Below are 22102 nucleotides of genomic sequence, written 5' to 3'. Positions count from 1 at the left end.
ATGTATGGCGGAATAGAAGCAGGCGGAACAAAATTTATCTGTGCGGTATCAGATCAAGGAGAGATCATTGAAAAAATCAGTGTGCCAACGACGATGCCGGAAGAAACCTTGGCACGTGTGTTTGAATTTTTTGATCAGTTTGAGTTAGAAGCAATTGGAATCGGTTCCTTTGGCCCAATCGGTATTGATCCAACCAACGAACGCTATGGGTACGTCTTGGCTACACCTAAGCAAGGATGGCGAGATTTTGATTTCTTGGGAAGTATCAAACAACGATACGACGTTCCTTTGGCATGGACGACCGACGTCAATGCTGCGGCATATGGCGAACTGTTGAAAGGGGCAGCGCAAGGGAAAAATAGCTGTATCTACTTGACTGTCGGCACAGGCATTGGCGGCGGTGTCGTGTTGAATAGCGACATTCTTTCTGGCAGTGCGCATCCAGAAATGGGGCATATCATGGTCAAACGTCACCCAGAAGATGATTATGAAGGGACTTGTCCTTTCCATAAAGATTGTTTAGAAGGATTAGCTGCTGGCCCATCAATTGAAGCACGTACAGGAATCAAAGGGCAAGATCTACCGGAAGATCATCCAGTCTGGGATATCCAAGCTTATTATCTTGCACAAGCATTAGTCAATTATTCCTTGACGATCGCTCCAGAAAAAATCATTTTAGGCGGAGGTGTCATGAATCAAGCACACCTACTGCAAAAAGTGAGAGAACAATTTACGACATTGATGGCAGGTTATATGGAAACGCCACCAGTAGATGAGTATATCGTTCAATGGGGCATGCCAAATGAAAGTGGGATTATCGGAAGCTTACTGTTGGCGGAAAAGGCGCATCGAGAAGGAAACGAATTTGCATAAATCTAAGAAGAAAATAGCGACTTTTAATTTTTAGATGGAAACTTGAATAAAAATAGGTATAGAGAACGACTGTCATTATTGGTAGCCGTTCTTTTTTATTCTCTATATCACGTACTAACGTTGTATTGACAAAAAGATGTATTTTTAGTACGATGTTGTTACAAATTAGAGCGGAGGGATAGATTATGGGACAATCCACAATTACATTTAGAATTCCAGATGATGAAAAAGAACTAGTAGCAGAATATGCTAAAGCACATAACTCATCATTGACGGAACTTTACAGGACGTCAGTTCTTGATAAAATCGAAGATGAGATTGATTTAAAATTATTAAAAGATGCAATGGCACTTTCTAAAAAGAAAAAAGAGAAGGGGATTTCTCAGTCTGACATGGAGAAGTTGCTAGATGAAGTATAAAGTTATCTATATGCCTCAAGCGCAGAAGCAGTTAAGAAAGATGAATCGAAATCAGGCAAGAATAATCGTTGCTTGGATTAGAAAAAATTTGGAAGGAACCAGCACCCCTCGACAACACGGTAAAGGATTGACGGGAAATCGAGGTGGTGAGTGGCGGTACCGCATTGGGAATTATCGCATACTAGCAAATATAATTGACTCTGAAATTATAATTGAAATATTTGCTATTGGTCATAGAAGCATTATTTACAAGAAATAATCGTTGCAAATGAGACTAGTTTGGAGCAACATGAATCCGAACTTAATTGATTGGAAAAACAACTTGTGTCAATAATTGGTCTTCCGGTGTGTCTAGCGGATTACTTAGATAGTAATCATAATAAACGCCAGTACTCTCCAATTGATTTTCTTGCAGATAAACCATCAAAGCCTCGTAAGCTGACTCAAGTGTAGCGTAAGAACCTTGATGTGTGGAGATAACTGCTTTTCCATCGTACGTTTGGCTCATATAAACTTCATCATTTGCAGAAATTGCAGTGTTGACAGGAATCCCTAATTCGATATCAAAAACGGTAAAGTCTTCATTGCTATTCAGGTAAGCGCAATAGGGCGCACCAATCAATTGGGCACCTTGTTCGCTAACGGCTTGCATCAATTTTTCATAGCCTGTATCTATTGCAGCGGTCATGTTCTCCATGGTAACACCAGTCGCTTTGGTTGCCACGGCAATTTGAGGTGAAAGAGTACTTACTTCAATATTCATATGAATCATCTCCTTGATGTTTTTTATATGGATACAAAGTAAGTTTAGCATGTATGCGCTTACTATCAATTCATGTTTTTGACAAAGGTAGTAAAAAAACTGATATTTAGTAACAGATTAAGTTACCAAATGTCAGTTTTTTTATGGCTAAATTCAAATATTTACCATAACCCTGGTAATGCCTTTGCAATGATTTTCTCCTGCGTAAACGGATGGGTCATATGGAGTTCCAACGCATGGAGCATCAAACGTTTTGCTGACTTCATTTGATAGAGCGGGTCACCAACAATGGGGTGGCCTTGATTTGCTAAATGCACACGGATTTGGTGGGTTCGCCCTGTATCCAAGACACAATAGACCTTTGTTTTATCTGCCGAAACTTCGGCGGCTTTGACGTGTGTGATCGCCGACTGGCCATTTCTTGGATCGACCACTCGTTTGCGACGATCATGGCGATCTCTGCCGATTTTGTCTGTGATCGTGACATCTTTAGAAAGTTTCCCCCATACAATGGCTTGGTAACGCCGATAGATTTTTTTTTGTTCTAACATTCTACCTAAAATAGGCAAAATAAAAGGATTTTTAGCGAATAGAACAGCACCACTTGTTTCTTTGTCCAAGCGATGGACGACATACGGTCGTTGTTCTTTTTGAGCCAAGTAAGCTGCTAGATGGTTCAATAAAGTCGCTGTTTCTGTCGGTTCATTAGGATGTGTTTTCATGCCAACAGGTTTGTCCACGATGATGAGATGTTCATCTTCATATAAGACATTGATGATTTGTGGATTTCCTAATTGTACGGGTTGATAACTGTAATCTGTTTCTTCAAAAAGCAAGGTGATTTGATCACCGGCGGCCGCTTCATAATGGAACAAGGCAGGTTCACCATTGAGCCAGACATTTTTACGTGTACGCAGAAAATGTCGGACTTTTCGCGGGACGAGCCATTCGTTTTCTAATAACTCTCGAATCGTCATCGGTTGATGCGATTCAGGCAAAGTGATCGTGATTTCCACAAGCTCACTCCTTTCGTTAAGATTCAGGTTCATTGTATCATTTTTAACACATATTTAAGAAAAAAATGGAAAAAACCTGTCATTTCATATGCTAAACTATCCTCACTATGAATAAATTAACGCGTACACCTACATCTCAAGCAGGACGTAACGCATGCTTAGTTATGTTAAAATAAGAAGAATGAGATCAAGAGACAGGAGAAGAAGTGAATGGATTTTCAGAGCATTCTAGGAAGAATCAAAACTGCGCTTGTCAGTTTTTGGCGATGGATCAAGCCTTATCTTGGACAATTCCATCGTTGGCGAAAGCGAGTATGGAAGAAATATCATATCAATAAACTGATTTTACTGATTGGTTTGATCGTTGTATTGATCACGAGTATTTATCTATTTGTATTAGCAAAACAAGCGAATGTTGAAACACTGAAATCTGGTTTGAGTCAGTCAACCGTGATCTATGATAAAAACAACGAAGAAGCGGGAACCTTGTATGCGCAAAAAGGATCTTATGTGGAGTTAGATGCGATTTCTCCGCTGATTCAAGATGCGGTCCTCTCGACTGAAGACCGGAATTTTTATCAGCATCCGGGTTTTGATATCAAAGGGATTGCCAGAGCAGCGGTAAGAATGATCACATCGGGCGGTACAGGCGGAGGAGGTGGTAGTACCATTACCCAGCAGTTAGCCAAAAATGCGTATCTTACGTTGGATCAAACGTTTGACCGAAAAGCGAAAGAACTGTTTCTAGCGATTGAAATCGAGAAGAAGTACAGCAAAGAAGAAATCTTAACGATGTATCTGAATAATGCCTATTTTGGTAATGGGGTTTGGGGCGTGCAAGATGCATCCAGACGATATTTCGGAGTGGATGCCAACAATGTCACGCTGTCTGAAGCTGCGACATTAGCTGGCATGTTGAAAGGTCCCGGCATCTATAATCCGATCGATCATCCAGAAAATGCCAATAATCGGAAAAATACGGTGCTAAGCGTAATGGCAGAAAATGGTAAAATCAGTGAGGAACAAGCAACTGCTGAGTCCCAAACGGATATCACGCACTATTTGAATGATACGTATACGGATTCGGAATCTGGTTATCGTTATCCTTACTATTTCGATGCGGTAATCGATGAAGCCGTCAGTGTATATGGTTTAGATGAAGCGGATGTCATGAACAAAGGGTATAAGATCTATACCTCATTGAATCAGAACTATCAGCAACAATTAGAAGCAACTTATCAAAACGATGCGTTATTCCCACCAAATGCAGCGGATGGTGCCATGGTCCAATCAGGTTCAGTTGCACTTGATCCGAAAACAGGCGGAGTCGCAGCACTTGTTGGCCGACGTGGAGAGCACGTCTTTAGAGGATTTAACTTTGCGACGCAGATGAAACGTTCACCAGGTTCATCGATCAAACCGCTCAGCGTGTTTGCGCCTGCGTTAGAAGCTGGCTATACACCGTCAAGTATTCTTGAAGACAAACCACAATCTTATTATGATGCACACAACTTTGATGGGACCTACCAAGGGGAAGTGCCGATGTATCAAGCTGTAGCCCAAAGTTTGAATTTACCAGCTGTGTGGTTGCTTCATGAGATCGGACTTCAAAAAGGGTTTGATAAAACAAAAGAATTTGGCTTGCCTTTAGCTGATTCAGATAAGTATTACGGCTTGGCGTTAGGTGGATTAGAAAATGGGGTTTCGCCAATGACAATGGCGGGCGCATACGGTTCATTCGCCAATAACGGAAAGATGTATACCCCACATTTGATTACTAAAATCGTTGATTCAACTGGAGCAGTCATCGTTGATAATACGAATAGTAAACCGAAACAAGTGATTTCCCAAGAAACGGCTGACCAAATGACCAGCATGTTACTAGGTACGTTCTCTCATGGAACTGGTGTGGCAGCGAATCCTTATGGTTATACAGTTGCTGGGAAAACAGGAACGACGGAAACCAATTTCGATGCAACAAAAGCCAATGACCAATGGATCGTTGGGTACACTCCAGATGTCGTTATCTCTACGTGGTTAGGCTTTGAAGAAGCGAGTGAACTTCATTACTTAGAAGGGACAAGTGGTAATGTGGTAGGGAAAGTCTTCAAATCGGCAGCAGAAGGTATCTTGCCTTATACCGATCAAACACGCTTCAATGTGGCAGATGCTTATGCGACAGGTGGCCAAGTCGTTCCAGCAGATCAAGTGCCAGATGACTCACAATCGAACGAAGAGAACAATAGCAACTGGCAAGACAATTTAGATCGCTACGGGGAACAGGCAAAAGAAGGACTAAGAAACTTTGGCGATATGTTAAGAGACGGCGTACAAGGAATTGGCGATGCCACGAGAGATCTATGGCGTCGATTCCAAGGAGAGTAGGCACTTTGAAAACAAATCGCCCCATGTTACAATAGAGATTAATAAATAGAAGAAAAGAGGCCGTCGTATGTCAAACATTTATGATAGTGCAAATCAAATCGAACGTGAGATTCGTGAATTAAAAGAATTCAAAGAGCTAGAAGAAGCTTATGCAAAAGTAAAAGCGAATGAGGAAGCACATCAACTATTCAAAGATTTCCAAGCAATGCAAATCGAATTACAAGAAAAACAAATGAGCGGACAAGAATTCAGCGATGAAGATGCTGCCAAAGCACAAGAAATGGCAATGAAAATCCAATCAGAAGAAGTCATCAACGACTTGATGCAAAAAGAACAAGGATTCAGCACGATCATCAATGATTTGAACCGTATCATCATGACACCAGTACGTGACTTGTACAGCGAATAAGAATCAGTAAAATAAATCTCTGGCATGGAATCTCCTAATGATTTCATGCCAGTTTTTTTTGTGAAAAGCCATTTTTTTCTTTGATAGGAAAAAGTGATGGGAAGGCAAGGGACATCCTTTGTTATCATTAAGTTGCAGAAATACACCAATAAGCAATTGAAAGGATGTGAATCTATGCGAAAAAAAATGACGATCGAAATCACCGCACCTATCAAAGAATTGAATATTACGAAACCTTTTGATTTAGCCATTTTCAATCAATTTATTCTACATAAACGGACAAAAGAATTATTACATATACTCAAAAAAATGAAAAACCAACTAGTTGAGGATTCATGGGCCTACGACAAACACTTCCGGTGGGTATCTACAGAAGCGCATTTCGAGCATTATCAAAATTGTTTGATCTGGGCAGAGAAACTGGATCGGGTCATTTATCAGCGATTAACTGAAAGACAAAAGAATCACAGCCCTCTTGCTATTCTTTCATTGATGATCACACATCGCTATATCCACGAATATGCACGTTATACGGTGAAAGACCAACGAATGATCTTTCAAGAAATCCATAAAAGCCCACAAGCAGAAAATCAAGATGTTTTTATGTTTGAAAAATTAAAAGAGGGCGTTAGTTCGGCGATCACGGGAAGAAAACCAGCGATAGTGCAAGAACGAAAGAATAACGATCGCACGCAAGCACTTTGATCGTGTTGAGGATTTATTTTTATGAATGAATTTTACATTTTGGTTAAAACAAAGCAAAAACCTAAAGTGAGTTACGTACTTTAGGTTTTTTGTTGTTATGATTTAGCTACAATAGTTACTTTAAGTGCTTAAAGAGATCGCTTACTTTTATAAGAAATAATATCCACAAAATTGGCTAATTATCTAGTAATTACAGTAATTACGTTTTATGATTGGTAAAAGGATGGAGGGATCAATATGGATACAGTTAAAACAAGAAAACAGGGGAACGCTGTAATGGTAACGTTGGCTAGTAAATATGGGGTACCTGCAGGCAAAGTTTATTACATAAGTAAAGAAGAAGATGGTATAAAATTGACGATTATTTCAATGGGGCACAAAATAATGAATTTGTAGATGAAGAAGATGAAATAGCAACTAACTTTAGTGCTGAGAATGGGTTGTTTGATGAATAATATTGAACAAGGAACAATCATACTTATTGATTTTGAATCTTCAAGGGGAAGTGAGATAACTAAGCGTAGGCCTGCAATTGTGATTAGTAGAGATGAATATAGCTATAGCTCTAATTTGATTATTGTCTGCTCAATCATGAGTATTAATAAAAATAGACCTTATTTCGTTGACATTAAGCATGAAAAATTAACACACGGAAGTCGAGTGAATACGAAACAAGTTTATACATTAGATTATTCGGAACAAGGTGGGAGAAAGATTGAAGTGTTAGGGAAAATCTCGCAAAGAGACCTTATTAATGTTGCGCAACATTTTTTGATGAATTTTAATTTTCAATTATGATGATACAGATTACGATAAGATCTACATATCTAATGTTTTAACAATTAAATGGACAAGGAATAAACCGCCGTATCTAAATCGAAAGATACGGCGGTTTGTTTCTGTGGTATTCTCTTGTCATCTTAAAACCGAATAAACCATAGGAAATAAGGAACTTCTGACTATCTATTTCATTTTATGGGGGACATCTAGATACTGCACTAATGGAAGATCAATTTCTTTTAGTAGTTCAACAACAAGTTGAGCCACTAAAGCAGCACCTTCTGGACTGAAATGCGTGTTGTCGCAAAGACCAGAGGGATAATTTTCATGCCTACCGGGTGATAAATGCAAGTAAAATGATTTTGCTTCTTCTTGCGTATACTGCTGAAGCGTAGTTTGTGAACGAGTAAAAACATCCAGGATCGGATAATTATTTTTTTGTGCGAATCGTTTCATTGCTTGTGGGTATTCGCCTAAGCAGTTCGGATCTAATTGTCCGTTTTTTAAGTAAAGGCGTCTTGTGACAGGAGTCAAGAAGATCGGCTGTACATGTGAAGCTAAGGCTGTCTGGGCATAAGTAGAAAGGGCATCTAGGTAACTACCAAATGGTTCTGTTCCTTTTGCTTCAGTGATTTTTTGGTCGTTGTGGCCAAACTGGATCAGCAAAAAATCCCCCGTTTGAAATTCTTTTTTTAAGCGAGCTAATCGTCCTTCTTCAATGAATGATTTTGAACTACGCCCATTTTTTGCATGATTGTTTATCTGAATCGCTGGTTGGAAGAAGTTACCAAAGGCTTCTCCCCAACCGGTTTCCGGTCGAGCACTCATGTCTTTGATCGAAGCAGTGGAATCTCCTGCAATATGGATCGTTCGCATCGTCACGCTTCCTTCTCAAAAAAACCGAAATAGTGTTGTGCATTTGTATAACAAATATCTTCTACCAAGGTTCCTAAAAGATTGACGTCTTCGGGTGCTTCGCCTCGTTCAACGATTTCACCGATCAATTCACAGAGGACCCTGCGGAAATATTCATGACGTGTATAAGAAAGAAAGCTACGAGAATCCGTCAACATACCGACGAAATTGCCTAAAACACCGCCATCAGCAAGTTGTGTCATCTGCTCACGCATGCCTGCTCGGGTGTCGTTATACCACCAACCAGAACCGAGTTGAAGTTTGCCAGCCGTTTCCTTTTGAAAGCTACCCATCAACGCAAGAAGTAAGGGATAGTCATTTGGATTGAGCGAGTAAAGAATTGTTTTAGGCAATTGATCGGTTTTATCGGCGTGATCGAGTAGTCGCTGCAAGTGACTGGTTAGTGGTTGGTCGTTGATCCCGTCATAACCAGTATCTGGTCCTAAACGTGTGAAGGCTTGGGTATTACAGTTGCGATACGCATGCAGATGCAACTGCATGGTCCAACCACGTGCATGATACAGAGCAATCAGCCGATTGAGTGTTTCGCTTCGATAAGCATCAATTTCCGTTTGTGTCAGTGCTTCATGTAATAATGCTTTCTGGAAAATCTGTTCAAGTTCTTTTTCAGAAGCGGGGTGATAGGACAGGCGATCTAAGCCATGATCTGATAGTCGACAGCCATGCTGATGAAAATAGTCGATCCGTTGACTTAATGCGCGGATCAAAGAACTGTAATCAGCGATTGGTTGTCCAACTACGCAAGCTAAGTTTGCGACCCACTCAGAAAATGTATCGCGAGTGAGATTCAGGGCAGCATCGGGGCGAAACGCTGGTAATACTTTGAGATCAGGCTCTTCTTTTGCCAGTAATTGATGATAGACCAATTCATCGATCGGATCATCTGTTGTACAAATGACGGTCACGTTCGCATTCTTTGCAATCTCTCTTCGACGAAACGCTGGTTCAGTTAAGCGTTTATTTGCCTGTTCCCAGATTTTAAGGGCATTTTCTTCGTTGATCAGTAGATCGATTTGGAAGAAACGTTTCAGTTCAAGGTGTGTCCAAGTATATAAAGGATTGCCGATGATTTTTGGCACTGTTTGGCACCAGGCATAGAATTTTTCGTAATCGGAGGCGTGACCAGTGATTTTTTCTTCAGGAACGCCGCACGCTCGCATCAAGCGCCATTTGTAATGATCGCCACTCAACCAAGCTTCGGTCAAATTGGTAAAAGCTTTGTTTTCGTAAATTTCTTTTGGCGATAAATGACAGTGGTAGTCGATGATCGGCATTTTTTTTGCATATGAATGGTATAGTTTTTTTGCCCATTGATTGGTTAATAAAAAATCATCAGATAAAAACATTCGATTCACTTCTTTCAAATTCAGAATAGGTAAGGATTGGAAAAATCAGAGTGTGACACCATTTTTAAAAATCGCTAGCTCTCGCACATCATTGGCTTCATTTTTTGTTTCTTCGCCGCTGGCAACACGGATGATTTTATCAATAAACAAAGGCAAGATCTCTGACATTGGTTGGGTCAATAAATCGCCAGCATCGAAGTCCATCCAATGTTGTTTTCGCTCGAACAAAGGCGTATTGGTAGAGACTTTCAGTGTGGGAACGTAAGAACCGAACGGGGTACCTCTGCCTGTAGTAAATAAGACAAGTTGACAATCAGCAGAAGCTAATGCAGAAGCGGCGACAAGATCGTTGCCTGGTGCCTCCAGTAAACTTAGTCCAGTTTTGCGTACTTTTTCACCGTAGGCTAACACATCGACTACCGTTGAATTTCCTGCCTTTTGGGTACAGCCGAGCGACTTATCTTCTAAGGTCGAGATGCCGCCTGCTTTATTTCCAGGAGAAGGATTTTCATAGACTGGTTCATTATAAGAGAGAAAATATTGCTTGAAATCATTGATCAAACGAACGATCGTTCCAAAAACTTCTTGATTTTCAGCGCGTGCCATCAGTACTTGTTCGGCACCAAACATTTCAGGAACTTCCGTCAAAATCGTGCTGCCGCCTTGTGAAATCAAATAGTCAGAAAAAGCACCTAACAACGGATTGGCAGTAATCCCTGATAACCCATCCGAACCTCCGCATTTCAAACCGATCGTGAGTTTATCCAAAGGAACAGGAACACGGTAATCTCTAAGTGCGATTTCTGCTAATTCTTCAAGTAAAGATACGCCGTGTGCGATTTCATCCGTGACATCTTGGGCGGTTAGGAATTTTACTCGCTGTTCGTTATATTTGTTTAAACTAGCCTTTAATTCTTGTATCGTATTATTCTCACAACCCAATCCAAATACAAGCACACCTCCAGCATTCGGATGATTTATCGCATCAGCTAAAATCTTTTTCGTATTCTCATGGTCCTTACCGAGTTGGGAACAACCATAAGGATGTTTTAAAATCGTGAGATGATCGAAAGGATTGTCCTCGGCATGTCGTTTTTTAAATTCTTGGATGATCAATTCAGCGATTCCATTCACACAGCCAACAGTTGGAACGATAAATAGATCATTGCGAATCCCGGCTTTTCCATTCTCACGAAGATAGCCTTGAAAGGTTCGATTTTCTTGTGGATAAACGATTGGGCGAGATTTAGGTTGGTAGTGGTAACTTTCCTCACCAGAAAGATTCGTTTTGATATTGTGCGTATGTATCCATTGACCTGCTTTGACATCCGTCACGAGGTGGCCGATTGGATAGCCATACTTGATAACATCAGCCCCGGCCTTCAAATCGGTCAAAGCGATCTTGTGGCCTAAGGGAATTTCTTCAAAGGTAGTTAGGTGAACATCATTGAAATAAAGTGTTGTATTCGTTGGAATCGTGGTAGTAGCCACGACCACGCTATCCTGTGGATGCAATTGGATGATTCTAGTGGAGAAATCTACATCAGTCATTTTTTTCATCCTTTCAATTCTTGTAAAACATTACGAATGCCTTTTTGATCAATCTGAGTTACATAAGATGAAACTGCCTCTGTTAAATTAGGGAGCACGGATAGATCTTCACCCCAAAGACTTGGATTTTTTAATAGATGAAGAACAGCAGTCTGTGGGTCAGCCCAAGCTTCAGTAAAACGAGCGAGTACTTCTGGCTCATCGTTTACTTGGATGTTTGTATGATCGGAACGATAAAGTAACATCAAAGCAGCCAATGAGACAGTTAAATAAGGAGGGAGATCTTCTTTTTTCTCGATGTATTTTTTTAGAATAGGCAGTAAGCGTGTTTGGAATTTGGCAACGCTATTCAAAGCAATCGACTGTAATTGATGATTGGCAAACGGATTTAAGAAACGCTCATTGATTTGTCTAGCGTATGCCAATAATTCTTCTTCAGGTAATTGCAGCATTGGGATCAATTCGTGAGTCACTAATGTGTCGATAGAAGAAGATAAAAGAGGATCTTTCATCACTTCTTCAACCGTTGTGACACCCGCCAGTAGTCCGAGTGGAACCATTGCAGTATGAGGACCGTTGAGAAGATGGACTTTCCGCTCACGATAAGGCGTCAAATCATCAGTCAAGACAACATTCAATCCTGCTTTTTTCAATGGTAAGCGCTCATTCAATTCTTCTGGTGCTTCAATCACCCATAGCATAAACGGTTCAGCTTTGACTAACAGCTGATCGTCATAACCCAATCGTTGGTGCAGTTCATTGATGTCATCTTTTGGAAATCCAGGAACGATCCGATCCACTAAGCTGCAATAAAAATGATTTTCTTGATGTAACCAATCGACAAATCCCGTTTCAAGTTCCCAACTTTGCGCATACTGTAAGACAAATTTTTTTAAAAGCTCCGCATTGCGATCGATCAATTCGCAGGGGATGATCGTTAATCCCTTTTTATTCATTTTGAATCGATGATACAAGAAGGCGGTCAATTTTGCGGGAAAGCTTGTTGGAGGCGTATCGATGTGTGCATCGGCATCGTGATAAGTAATGCCAGCTTCTGTCGTATTAGAAAAAACAAAGGCTAATTCATCGATTTCTGCTAATGCGAGGAATTCTTGCCACTGTTCATAGGGATTGATCGTCCGCTCAATAACCGTGATCGGTTCGGTTGTGTCAATGACTTGCCCATCCACTAATCCTTGGAGTAAAACTGTATAAAGCTGGTCTTGCTCGGCTAGTTTTTCGCTTAATCCGTGAGCCAGTGGTTGGACGATTGCAACATTTCCCTGATAGAGTCCTTGATTATTTAGCTGTTGAAGCTGCCAATCCACGAATCCTCTCATGAAATTTCCTTCACCAAATTGTAGACAAGTGATTGCAGCTTGATTTTTAGGGAACTGTTTTTTCGTTAATCTTTCCATCGAGTGATTTCCTTTCTGTGAGACAAAATTTTATAATGAAAATCTCAAAATTAAATAAGATTTTTCATATTTTCGTTATTTTATATCAGTTATAATCCTCTTTTGCGCTGCTTAGATGTTTTTTATTTATAACTCATGCTATTTCTATTTTTTACTATCTAGACAAATACTTGTCAGCGCATTCATCGTAATATGAATATAAATCCAAGTCAATATGGCTTGATTTTATTAGGTTTCATCCTATTTAAAAAACTTATGTTTTTAAATAGTAGTATGTTAATCTGAAAGAGTAAAGATACTCATTGCTTTAGAAGATAATCAATTTTACACAAAATGTAAGCCTTTTAATTTAGAGAGGAGAGAAAGTTTCGTGAAGAATAAAATGTTGTTTTATCAAATGTTTTTACCGATTTTTATTATCGGTGTGGTACTAGTCATTGGCTTTAGCTTGTTTATCTATACCAACACGTATGAATCGATTGAAGAGAACTATTTACTAGATAAACAAAATCTATTAAAACAAATCAAAACCAATGTAGAATGGAAGTTTCGAACGATCGAGTACTCTTTTGCCACGTATGGCTCCACGAAAAACTTCTCCGAAATATTTCAATCTCCCTTGAATCATACCGACTACGCCATTTATTCCGAAGTACGAAAAGAACTTAATTTTATTGAAACGATCGCTATGGAGGAGAATGCGTTTAAGTTAGTCAGCCTAAAAGGCGGATGGGGTGTCGTGAATGGCTCATTGAACCAACTTGAACCTCAAAAAGTAACTGAATTAAAAGAACAGTATGTGGATCATGAGAAACAAGTTTTTTGGACAAAGCAAACTGAAGGGATCGAAATGGTCGTTGCATTGCCTAAAGCTGTCACTGAGAAGTATGCGTTAGGATTTGCTTCAATCGATCATCAGGCGCTACAGCGGATCATTGAACGAAACAATGACGATCGTTTAACGATTTATTACGGCGAAGAAATTCTTTTTACTGATACTGAATCATCAGGAGAAGGGCGGATAACGACTAAAAATATGGAAGCGAATATACCTGTAGTGATCCAAAGAAACGGCCGAAATTTTATCTTGCTTCAATCTGATTACAATCAATGGCAGTATCAATTAGAGATCGATCCTGCAACTATCAGAACGACTGTCCAAAATCTGCAAATCGGATTAGCGACTGTATCCTTTACTTTGATTATTTTAGTCGGGGGCTTATCCTATATCTTTTCTGAAAGGTATGTCCGCCCGATCAGTCAGATTCAAGACCGGCTGAATCTCCATTCGGAAGGGTTATCAGGGAAAAAACTAGAGAATGTCGTTCAGTCCGTGAGTCAAGTGATCGGTGAAAATGAACTATTAAGCGCGAACTTGATTACTCAGAAACCTCAATTAGAAACATTATTTGTCTTGAGTCTTTTTAGAAACCGCGTAGAAAAGCGGGAATTGGATCAACGGTTACAGCAGTTCAACTACGACTCGCAAAACGAATGTTACTATACAGCACTCGTTCAAATTGATTTTTTAGAAGATAGCCATGGGGGAGAACGAGATCTATTGCTGTTGGCAATCAACCAAATGATTGCTGAGATCGTTCCTAAAGAAGAACGAATGATTCCTATTGTACTGAATGAAGAAATGCAAGCAACGATTTATCGGAGTCCCAAGGATGAAGCATTTGCAAACAAAAAAGTAATGGCTCATTGTCGTCAGATTCAAAAAATGATCCAAGAGTATCTTAAATTGACTGTCAGTATTGGGATCAGTGATTGTTTTACTACGTTGAATGAAAGCAAACAGTCCGTTGATCAAGCAAAAGAAGCCTTGTATCATCGAGTAAATACTGGACCAAATTCAATCGTGTTCTACCATGAAATCATCTCAGAACAGCAAGAAAAAACATTGATCAAATACCCGATGGAAAAACAAAATCGTTTATTTGAAGCAATCCGTTCAGGAGACGAACAAGTCAGTCAGCTTCTTCATGAATTGATCAGTGAGATTTTCACTCAAAACAAGAATAAGCTGAATCGAGAAGTTGTCGCCATTCGGTTAGTCAATGAATTTGTTCAGTTAGGGCAACTACTGGGGGTGAATATTACCCAGTTTGAAGAGTTGAAACAAATCTATATCAAGGTGTTACACACCTATCATCCTCAAGAACTTGAGCAAGTGCTGCTGTCTCAATTTGTTCAACCAATCACACAACGGTCGCAAGAAATCACGGAACAGGAGTTTAAATCATTATCAGAAAAAATGATCCACATCATCTATAACGAATATGATCGTGATCTGTCACTGGACATGGTAGCAGATCGCTTGCACTATAATCCCAACTATCTGAGTAATGTATTCAAAAAAGAAACCGGCGAGAACTTTGGCGACTTTATTCAAAACTATCGCTTAGAAATCGCGAAGAAATGGCTGACGGAAACAACTCTATCCGTGAAAGAAATTGCAGAAAGACTCAAATACCGCAACTCACAAAACTTTATTCGTTTTTTCAAAAAGAAAGAAGCCATCACACCTGGTGAATACCGCAAGAAAAACCGTTAAGGCTAAACTATTTTGAACCGGAATATCGCTCTTAAACAATTGTGAAAAACAGCACGATCTATGAGAAGATATTTTCTTAGATCGTGCTGGGTAAATGAATCATTATTTTTATGCGTATCTTTAGTTATGAAAGGATCAACCTTTGACAGAGCCGACCAATGCTCCTTTCACAAAGTATTTTTGAACAAATGGATAAGCAATCAACATCGGTACCGTAGCAATGACGATGACAGCCATTTTGATCGTTTGTGCAGGTGGGATGATATCGACCGCACTACTTTCAGCTTGCATCCCGCTCGATACGATCACGATTTGACGTAATAAGATTTGGATCGGCCATTTAGAGGAATCATTGATATATAAAATAGCTGTCATGTAGGTATTCCAATAGGTAACCGCATAAAAAAGTGAAATCGTCGCAATCGAAGGTAAAGCAAGAGGCAACATGATTTTAAAAAAGACCCCAAAATCCGTACAGCCATCCATTTTGGCAGATTCTTCTAAACTATTAGTTAAAGCTTGAAAAAAGTTCCGCATGATGATCATATTCATGGCGTTGACAGTCACAGGTAAAATCATCGACCAATAAGAATTGATCAATCCTAAGGAACGGACGACTAAGAATGTTGGGATCATTCCCCCGCTGAAAAGCATAGAAAAGACGACCATAAAATTGAAAAATCCTCGTCCAAAAAGATATTTACGTGATAACCCATAGGCCATCAATGAAGTGACGCACATGCTGACGATCGTTCCAAGACCAGTAACACCAATGGAAACAGCCAAGGCACGAAAAATCGTTGGTGTAGATAAGATGTAGCGATAGGCATCTAAAGAAAACGTCGTAGGGAAAAGAATGAATTTTTTTGCGACGACTTCTTGAGTAGAGGCAAATGAGGTGGCGATGATATTCAAAAACGGTACGATACAGATCAAAGCTAATAATAGTAGGAAAATCGAATTAAAAATCGTAAAGCTTTTTTCTCCAAGCGAAACTTTTTTTTTCATTTAGAGAGAACCCTCCTTCAAAACATAAGTATTTTTGTACCTCCAATCTATCATCTGCCTGAAATTACGTACATAATCATTTTTTAGGGAGTATCGATCGGGCGGTTTACAAAAGATGTAAAAGCCATTTCATTAAAAATCGGACAAATGATGCCAGTAAGCGTTGAAATAAGTGATGATAAGTAATTGCCTATGTCAGTGAAAATGATTATATACGGAATCGCTTTCATTCATTTATGCTGTGGATAGCGATTAAAGTCACACAACGTTTATCAAGGAGGGCTTATGGAAAGTGTAAAAAAAGAGTTAGGTTCATTTACTCTATCAAAAAAGGAAGAACGAACAAAAAGAAGAAAAAAGACGCTTGCTGGAATCAAAACGAATAAATTTTTGTACTTGATGATTCTCCCGGGAATCCTTTATTTCATTGTTTTCAGATATCTACCTATGGGAGGTTTAGTGATTGCCTTTCAAGATTATCAACCTTACCTAGGGATCCTTGGCAGTCCGTGGGTTGGCTTCAAACACTTCATTCGTTTATTTACTGAGCCAACATTTTTTATGCTATTGAGAAATACATTGATTTTGTTTGGTCTGAATATTTTTGTCTTCTTCCCGATGCCGATCATTCTTTCGCTTTTACTGAATGAAGTAACGAACAAGCGATTCAAGAATAGTATCCAAACGATCATTTATATCCCGCATTTTATGTCTTGGGTCATCATCGTATCGATCACCTATGTCTTTTTAAATGTGGATGGCGGAGTCATCAATGAATTTTTAGCAAGTATCGGACTAGACAAAATCAGTTTTTTGACTTCTCCTGATTGGACACGAACAGTCTATATCGGACAGGTGATTTGGAAAGAACTAGGTTGGTCGACGATCATTTATCTTTCTGCGATCACCGCAGTAGATACGCAACTATATGAAGCAGCTGAAATGGATGGGGCAGGACGTTTACGTAAAACATGGCATGTGACATTGCCGGCGATCCGTCCAGTGATCATCACTTTACTGATTTTGAAGATTGGACAAACACTTGATTTAGGATTTGAACATATGTATTTACTCCTCAATTCATTGAACCGTAGTGTAGCAGAAATTTTTGATACGTATATCTATACTGCTGGATTGAAAAACGGACAATTGAGTTTCAGTACCTCAATGGGCTTATTCAAAGGAGTAGTAGGCTTGTTTATGGTCGTGCTTGCGAACAAGCTTGCAAAAAAACTAGGTGAAGATGGTGTGTACTAGAAAAGGAGTAAGAGCATGTTGCAAAAGTTAGAAAGCACAAATAAAAAATTGATCAGACTACTGCAACTCGTTTATTTGAATTTTCTGTGGGGATTATTAGTCGTTTTGGGACTCGGACTATTCACTTTTGGTCCTGCTTCTTATGCAATGGTTGCAGTCATCCGCAAGTGGTTACGCTCATCAGAAGATTTTCCGCTGACACGTACTTACTTTGATTATTTTAAAGAGAATTATAAAGAAACGTTGTTGATCAGTTGGTTATATCTTGCAGTTGCCTTCGTTTTGTACGTGGATCTTGCGTACATCCAAAACTGGTATTTACGGGTAGTGATTTTGGTCATCAGCTTTTTTTACTTACTGTCTGCGCTCTATATTTTTCCAATTATGGCCCATTATCAGTGGCAAGGAATGTTTTATAAAATCAAAATGGCTTTCTTATTCGGTTTTTCTCAGTTACATTATTCACTCGTTTTACTATTGATCATTATTGGCAGCTACGCGGCAATCATTCGCCTAGTACCTGGCATGTTGACGTTCATGGGGAGTAGCTTCTTCTTTTTTGCCATCACTTGGACAGCGGTGCAACTATTTGATCGCCTAAAAAAGAAGGAAGTAACAATAGATAAAAATACATTCAGTGAAGGAGAACAATTATGAAGAAAAAAACGTTAGTAACAGCAGGGATCGGTTTGCTCAGCATACTTGCCTTGTCAGCTTGTGGCAATGACTCTAGTGATACATCCGCAGATACAGAGGATGGGAGAACGCGGATCACGTGGTTGAATATTTTACATACAGCTTCGCCACCGAATGATACGATCGTTAATAAAATCGAAGAGAAGACCAATACAGAATTGACGTTCAACTGGATCCCTGATGCATCAAAAGAAGAACGGTTGACCACTGCATTAGCTTCAAATGAACTAGGTGATATCGTGACCTTACAAATTGCCATGCTAAAGAATTCCTCTGTGCGAAATGCCTTGAAATCTGGAGTATTCTGGGATGTTTCTGAGTATTTAGCTGACTATAAAAATTTAAGTCAAATATCAGAAGATCGAATCGAAGCGGCGAGTATCGATGGGGCGTTGTACGGTGTACCTATGCAAAAAGACTATGCTCGTGCAGGTTTAGTTATCCGTAAAGATTGGCTAGATAATCTAGGTTTGGAAGTGCCAGATACATTGGATGAGCTTTATGAAGTAGCGAAGCAATTCACAGAAAATGATCCAGACGGTAATGGTGTCGATGATACGGTTGGTTTTGGTGATCGTGCCCCAAGTGATATCCGTTATACGAGTTTCAAATTATTTACTTCGTATTACGGTGCCCCAAATGGCTGGAAAGTAGAGAGTAATGGGCAATTCACTCCAGAATTTGATACGGATGAATATATGAAAGCGATGAATTTCTCTAGAGATTTATTTGAAAACGGTTACTTGGCGCAAGACTTTGCTGTGACCCAAAAGACAGACCAACAGGAACAATTTGCTCAAGGGAAAACGGGGATCTATACCGGGATGATCGATATCAAAAACTTAAAAAATATGGGGAAAGATATTCAACCAGATATGGAACTTGTACCAGTAAATAAAATCTCAGATGGCGAAGATGGCGATTATCATGTCTGGTCAGAAGGAAATGGCGTAGGTGGATTGTTGGCGTTCCCTAAATCCTCAGTCAAAGACGAAGCGCAATTGAAGAAGTTGCTTCAGTTTGTGGATGAATTATTAGAAGAAGATATGTATAAGTTGATGACAGGTGGTATCGAAGGAACGCATTACCAATTGCAAGATGATGGCGCAATCGAATATATCGACATGGACCTTTGGCAACAAGAAGTACAACCATTGTCTAGTTCAAGACCAAGTGAAGTCACATTTTCGTTTAAAGATGCGGATCCAGAAAAAGAATTATCGAATCAATTAGTCAAAGAAAATGAACAGTTTGTCGTGTTAGATCCAACAGTTCCATTAGATTCAGAGAAAAATAATGAAGTTGGTTCCGAAATTGAAAAAATCATGATCGATGCGACGGTTCAATATATTATGGGACAAATAGATGAAGATGGCTTTGAACAAGCAATCAGCAACTGGCGTGCCCAAGGTGGCGACCAAATCGCTAAAGAATACGAAGAGGCATATAAAGCTGCACAGTAATAGTAGATGTATCAAAAAATGAAAGAAAAAGGGCTATCATCGTTCGAATCATAGTCCTTTCTTTCTTAAAAAGCATTGATCGGAGGAAGAAGATTGAATTGGTCAGAGAAATTAGCAGAGAGTATCATGGCGCGTACACCCTATTTGTATCAGGATAAAGGATATGATCGGAAATGGTCTTATGATTATGGCGTAGTTTTGAAAGGATTTCAGTTATTATGGCTGAAAACAAAGAAGAAGAAGTATTTAGACTTCATTCAAACAAACATCGACTACTTTGTACAAGATGATGGCACGATCAAAGGCTATGACTGGGAAGAGTTTAATATTGATTATATCAATACTGGAAAACTGTTCTTTATACTTTATAAAGAAACGGGAGATGTGAAATATCGGAAAGCAGCAGAAACTTGCGCCAAACAATTAGTGAGCCATCCAAGAACCTCTGAAGGGGTGTTTTGGCATAAGGCAATCTATCCTTGGCAAATATGGTTAGATGGATTGTACATGGGGGCGCCTTTTTATGCAGAATTTATCCAAACGTTTCCATCGAAAAAAGACTATCAAGATGTGTTACGTCAATTTGAGGTCAGTTATCAGCATTTGTTCGATACAAAGACTAATTTATTGTTCCATGCGTGGGATGAAAAGATGGAGCAGCCTTGGGCGGATGCAGAAACGGGGTTATCCCATCATTTTTGGAGTCGTTCGATTGGTTGGTACTTGATGGCGGCTGTCGATACTTACGAGTTGTTGCATGAAGAAGTAGATTGTCGCTTATTGGTGCAAATTTTGACAACTACATTAGAAGCATTACTCCCTTATCAATCAGAAACGGGGACATGGTATCAAGTAACAACCGAAACGACTCGTAAAGGGAATTATTTAGAAGCTTCAGGTAGTAGTATGTTCGTTTATGCGATGGCAAAAGGGATTCGCTTAGGAATATTGGAAAAAGAAGCGTGGCTTCCTCAGTTGCAGAAATCTCATCAAGGATTATTCGATGAATTTGTTTTAGAAACAAAAGAAGGTTGGTTGAATTTAAACAAAAATTGCCAAGTGGCAGGACTAGGTGGTGCGGATCAACGAGATGGTTCCTATGCCTACTATATCAGCGAGCCAATCGTCTGTAATGATCAGAAAGGTGTCGGCGCCTTTTTACAAGCTTTAGTTGAAGTGGAAGGTGTATCGGAGTGATCAATATTTTAAGCTTAGGTGCATCCGTCGATATCCTCAATACGACAGTGATCCAACAAGCGATCGATCAAGTCGCTGAAACAGGGGGCGGTAGAGTAACCGTTCCAAGTGGGCAGTTCTTAACGGGGCCATTGTGTCTGAAAAGTAATGTAGAGCTATATCTTTCTCCTGGTGCAGTGCTAAAATTTTCGGACGACCCGACACATTATCCAGAGATTTTGTCTAGCTGGGAAGGTGTCCCTAAAAAGGTATACGCTTCATGTATCTATGCGCAACAAGCAGAAAATATTGCCATCACTGGATTTGGAAAATTAGATGGTAACGGACAGAAATGGTGGCACGTTTTTCGAGACGACCATGAATCACTTGAGTATCCTCGACCAAAATTGATTGGTTTTGATCATTGCCGGCGAGTAACGATCCGTGATGTCCAGTTGATCGATTCTCCGAGTTGGACCATCCATCCAAATCATTGCCAAGATGTCACTGTCGATCATGTAGCCATCTGTAATCCTGCTGATTCGCCGAACACAGACGGTATCGATCCGGAATCTTGTAATAATGTGCATATCAGTAATTGTCATATCGATGTTGGTGATGATTGCATTGCCATCAAAGCGGGTACAGAAGATGCTGTTGATCAGGTGCCATGTCAAAATATCACGATCACCAATTGTACAATGGTCCACGGTCATGGTGGCGTAGTTTTAGGAAGTGAAATGAGTGGTGGGATTCGGAATGTAACGATTTCCAACTGCATATTCCAACAAACGGATCGTGGGATTCGATTAAAGACCCGCCGAGGTCGAGGTGGGATCATCGAAGATATTCGAGTAACAAATGTGATCATGGATCAAGTGCTTTGTCCTTTTGTTATCAATCTCTATTATTTTTGTGGACCTCGTGGAAAAGATCCATACGTCTGGGACAAAGAAGTATATCCAATCGATGAGCGGACACCACAAGTTCGGCGCGTTCATTTTTCAGCGGTCACTGCTCGAAATGTTCATGCTTCGGCTGGTTTTATTTATGGGTTAGCAGAACAAGCAGTCCAAGATATTTCGTTCGACCACATCGACATCTCAATGGCAAAAGATGCAAAAGCAGGAGTGCCTGCTATGATGACAGGCTTAGAACCGATGCGCCAACAAGGATTTTATGTGCGGTTTGGTAAACATATTTCTTTCCAACAGATAACGATCGAGCAGCATGAGGGACCAGCATTTATGATTGAAGACTCTGAAGATATCCCAATCAAACGTATGCGGGCGACAGAGGTGGATAAGAAAAATGTATCTATTATAGAAGGAACGCAATGAA

The 22102-nt window shown here is 39.8% G+C and carries 21 protein-coding genes; 14 read left to right on the top strand and 7 right to left on the bottom strand.

Features of this window, described 5'->3' with window-relative positions; genetic code table 11:
• The 3 genes from IGL24_RS13835 to IGL24_RS13825 all read left to right on the top strand — a co-directional run bounded on the left by IGL24_RS13835 (nt 1) and on the right by IGL24_RS13825 (nt 1551).
• Nucleotides 1-873 (top strand): ROK family protein, encoded by an 873-nt coding sequence (locus IGL24_RS13835; RefSeq protein WP_207699305.1) that lies wholly within the window; start codon nt 1-3, stop codon nt 871-873.
• A 185-nt stretch (nt 874-1058) separates the two neighbouring features.
• Nucleotides 1059-1292: a type II toxin-antitoxin system RelB family antitoxin gene (gene relB, locus IGL24_RS13830; protein WP_019723047.1), complete on the top strand. Its 234-nt coding sequence runs from the start codon at nt 1059-1061 to the stop codon at nt 1290-1292.
• Entirely contained in the window at nt 1282-1551 is a 270-nt protein-coding gene (locus tag IGL24_RS13825; RefSeq protein WP_207699304.1) for a type II toxin-antitoxin system RelE family toxin, read from the top strand. Before relB ends, IGL24_RS13825 begins: the two co-directional genes overlap by 11 nt.
• 42 nt (nt 1552-1593) lie before the next feature.
• Here the strand turns inward: IGL24_RS13825 and IGL24_RS13820 are convergent, their stop codons facing one another.
• The gene (locus tag IGL24_RS13820; protein WP_207699303.1) at nt 1594-2055 is read right to left on the bottom strand and encodes a GyrI-like domain-containing protein; all 462 of its coding nucleotides are present in this window, start codon (nt 2053-2055) and stop codon (nt 1594-1596) included.
• Nucleotides 2056-2216: 161 nt separating this feature from the next.
• Entirely contained in the window at nt 2217-3071 is an 855-nt protein-coding gene (locus tag IGL24_RS13815) for an RluA family pseudouridine synthase (RefSeq protein ID WP_207699302.1), read from the bottom strand.
• 210 nt (nt 3072-3281) lie between these two features.
• Between IGL24_RS13815 and IGL24_RS13810 the strand changes: the two genes are divergently transcribed.
• The 5 genes from IGL24_RS13810 to IGL24_RS13790 all read left to right on the top strand — a co-directional run bounded on the left by IGL24_RS13810 (nt 3282) and on the right by IGL24_RS13790 (nt 7368).
• Entirely contained in the window at nt 3282-5456 is a 2175-nt protein-coding gene (locus IGL24_RS13810; protein ID WP_206853847.1) for a PBP1A family penicillin-binding protein, read from the top strand.
• Nucleotides 5457-5523: 67 nt separating this feature from the next.
• Nucleotides 5524-5865, top strand: a complete 342-nt coding sequence (locus tag IGL24_RS13805) for a YlbF family regulator (protein WP_206853845.1) — start codon at nt 5524-5526, stop codon at nt 5863-5865.
• A 174-nt stretch (nt 5866-6039) separates the two neighbouring features.
• Nucleotides 6040-6570, top strand: coding sequence for a hypothetical protein (locus tag IGL24_RS13800; RefSeq protein WP_207699301.1), 531 nt, complete (start codon nt 6040-6042; stop codon nt 6568-6570).
• A gap of 237 nt (nt 6571-6807) precedes the next feature.
• Entirely contained in the window at nt 6808-6966 is a 159-nt protein-coding gene (locus tag IGL24_RS13795; protein WP_242699679.1) for a hypothetical protein, read from the top strand.
• 51 nt (nt 6967-7017) lie between these two features.
• Entirely contained in the window at nt 7018-7368 is a 351-nt protein-coding gene (locus IGL24_RS13790) for a type II toxin-antitoxin system PemK/MazF family toxin (protein WP_207699300.1), read from the top strand.
• Nucleotides 7369-7533: 165 nt separating this feature from the next.
• Here the strand turns inward: IGL24_RS13790 and IGL24_RS13785 are convergent, their stop codons facing one another.
• From IGL24_RS13785 to IGL24_RS13770, 4 genes are read right to left on the bottom strand one after another with little or no spacing between them, the layout of a single operon-like run.
• On the bottom strand, nt 7534-8226 hold the full coding sequence (locus tag IGL24_RS13785) for a rhamnogalacturonan acetylesterase (RefSeq protein WP_207699299.1): 693 nt from the start codon (nt 8224-8226) through the stop codon (nt 7534-7536).
• A 2-nt stretch (nt 8227-8228) separates the two neighbouring features.
• Complete coding sequence (uxaC, locus tag IGL24_RS13780; RefSeq protein WP_207699298.1) at nt 8229-9632, bottom strand: glucuronate isomerase; 1404 nt, start codon at nt 9630-9632, stop codon at nt 8229-8231.
• A 45-nt stretch (nt 9633-9677) separates the two neighbouring features.
• The gene (locus IGL24_RS13775) at nt 9678-11183 is read right to left on the bottom strand and encodes a UxaA family hydrolase (protein WP_207699297.1); all 1506 of its coding nucleotides are present in this window, start codon (nt 11181-11183) and stop codon (nt 9678-9680) included.
• 5 nt (nt 11184-11188) lie between these two features.
• Nucleotides 11189-12601 carry a tagaturonate reductase gene (locus IGL24_RS13770; RefSeq protein ID WP_207699296.1) on the bottom strand — a complete coding sequence of 471 codons (1413 nt, stop codon included), beginning with the start codon at nt 12599-12601 and terminating at the stop codon, nt 11189-11191.
• A gap of 370 nt (nt 12602-12971) precedes the next feature.
• Here IGL24_RS13770 and IGL24_RS13765 point away from each other — a divergent pair, with 370 nt between their 5' ends.
• On the top strand, nt 12972-15161 hold the full coding sequence (locus tag IGL24_RS13765; protein WP_206853824.1) for a helix-turn-helix domain-containing protein: 2190 nt from the start codon (nt 12972-12974) through the stop codon (nt 15159-15161).
• A gap of 135 nt (nt 15162-15296) precedes the next feature.
• Here the strand turns inward: IGL24_RS13765 and IGL24_RS13760 are convergent, their stop codons facing one another.
• Nucleotides 15297-16169 carry a carbohydrate ABC transporter permease gene (locus tag IGL24_RS13760; protein WP_207699294.1) on the bottom strand — a complete coding sequence of 291 codons (873 nt, stop codon included), beginning with the start codon at nt 16167-16169 and terminating at the stop codon, nt 15297-15299.
• A gap of 285 nt (nt 16170-16454) precedes the next feature.
• Between IGL24_RS13760 and IGL24_RS13755 the strand changes: the two genes are divergently transcribed.
• The 5 genes from IGL24_RS13755 to IGL24_RS13735 all read left to right on the top strand — a co-directional run bounded on the left by IGL24_RS13755 (nt 16455) and on the right by IGL24_RS13735 (nt 22101).
• Nucleotides 16455-17426, top strand: a complete 972-nt coding sequence (locus IGL24_RS13755) for an ABC transporter permease (RefSeq protein WP_206853819.1) — start codon at nt 16455-16457, stop codon at nt 17424-17426.
• A 15-nt stretch (nt 17427-17441) separates the two neighbouring features.
• The gene (locus IGL24_RS13750) at nt 17442-18083 is read left to right on the top strand and encodes a YesL family protein (protein WP_206853816.1); all 642 of its coding nucleotides are present in this window, start codon (nt 17442-17444) and stop codon (nt 18081-18083) included.
• Nucleotides 18080-19585 carry an extracellular solute-binding protein gene (locus IGL24_RS13745; RefSeq protein WP_206853813.1) on the top strand — a complete coding sequence of 502 codons (1506 nt, stop codon included), beginning with the start codon at nt 18080-18082 and terminating at the stop codon, nt 19583-19585. The genes IGL24_RS13750 and IGL24_RS13745 overlap by 4 nt, the downstream gene beginning before the upstream one ends.
• 93 nt (nt 19586-19678) lie before the next feature.
• Nucleotides 19679-20782 (top strand): glycoside hydrolase family 88/105 protein, encoded by a 1104-nt coding sequence (locus IGL24_RS13740; protein ID WP_207699292.1) that lies wholly within the window; start codon nt 19679-19681, stop codon nt 20780-20782.
• Nucleotides 20779-22101: a glycoside hydrolase family 28 protein gene (locus IGL24_RS13735; protein WP_207115016.1), complete on the top strand. Its 1323-nt coding sequence runs from the start codon at nt 20779-20781 to the stop codon at nt 22099-22101. Before IGL24_RS13740 ends, IGL24_RS13735 begins: the two co-directional genes overlap by 4 nt.
• Nucleotide 22102: the final 1 nt, after the last annotated feature.

Origin of the sequence: Enterococcus sp. DIV2371 (assembly GCF_050498525.1) — a bacterium.
Lineage (GTDB): Bacteria > Bacillota > Bacilli > Lactobacillales > Enterococcaceae > Enterococcus_B > Enterococcus_B mangumiae.
This window is presented reverse-complemented; position numbering and strand designations above follow the sequence as displayed.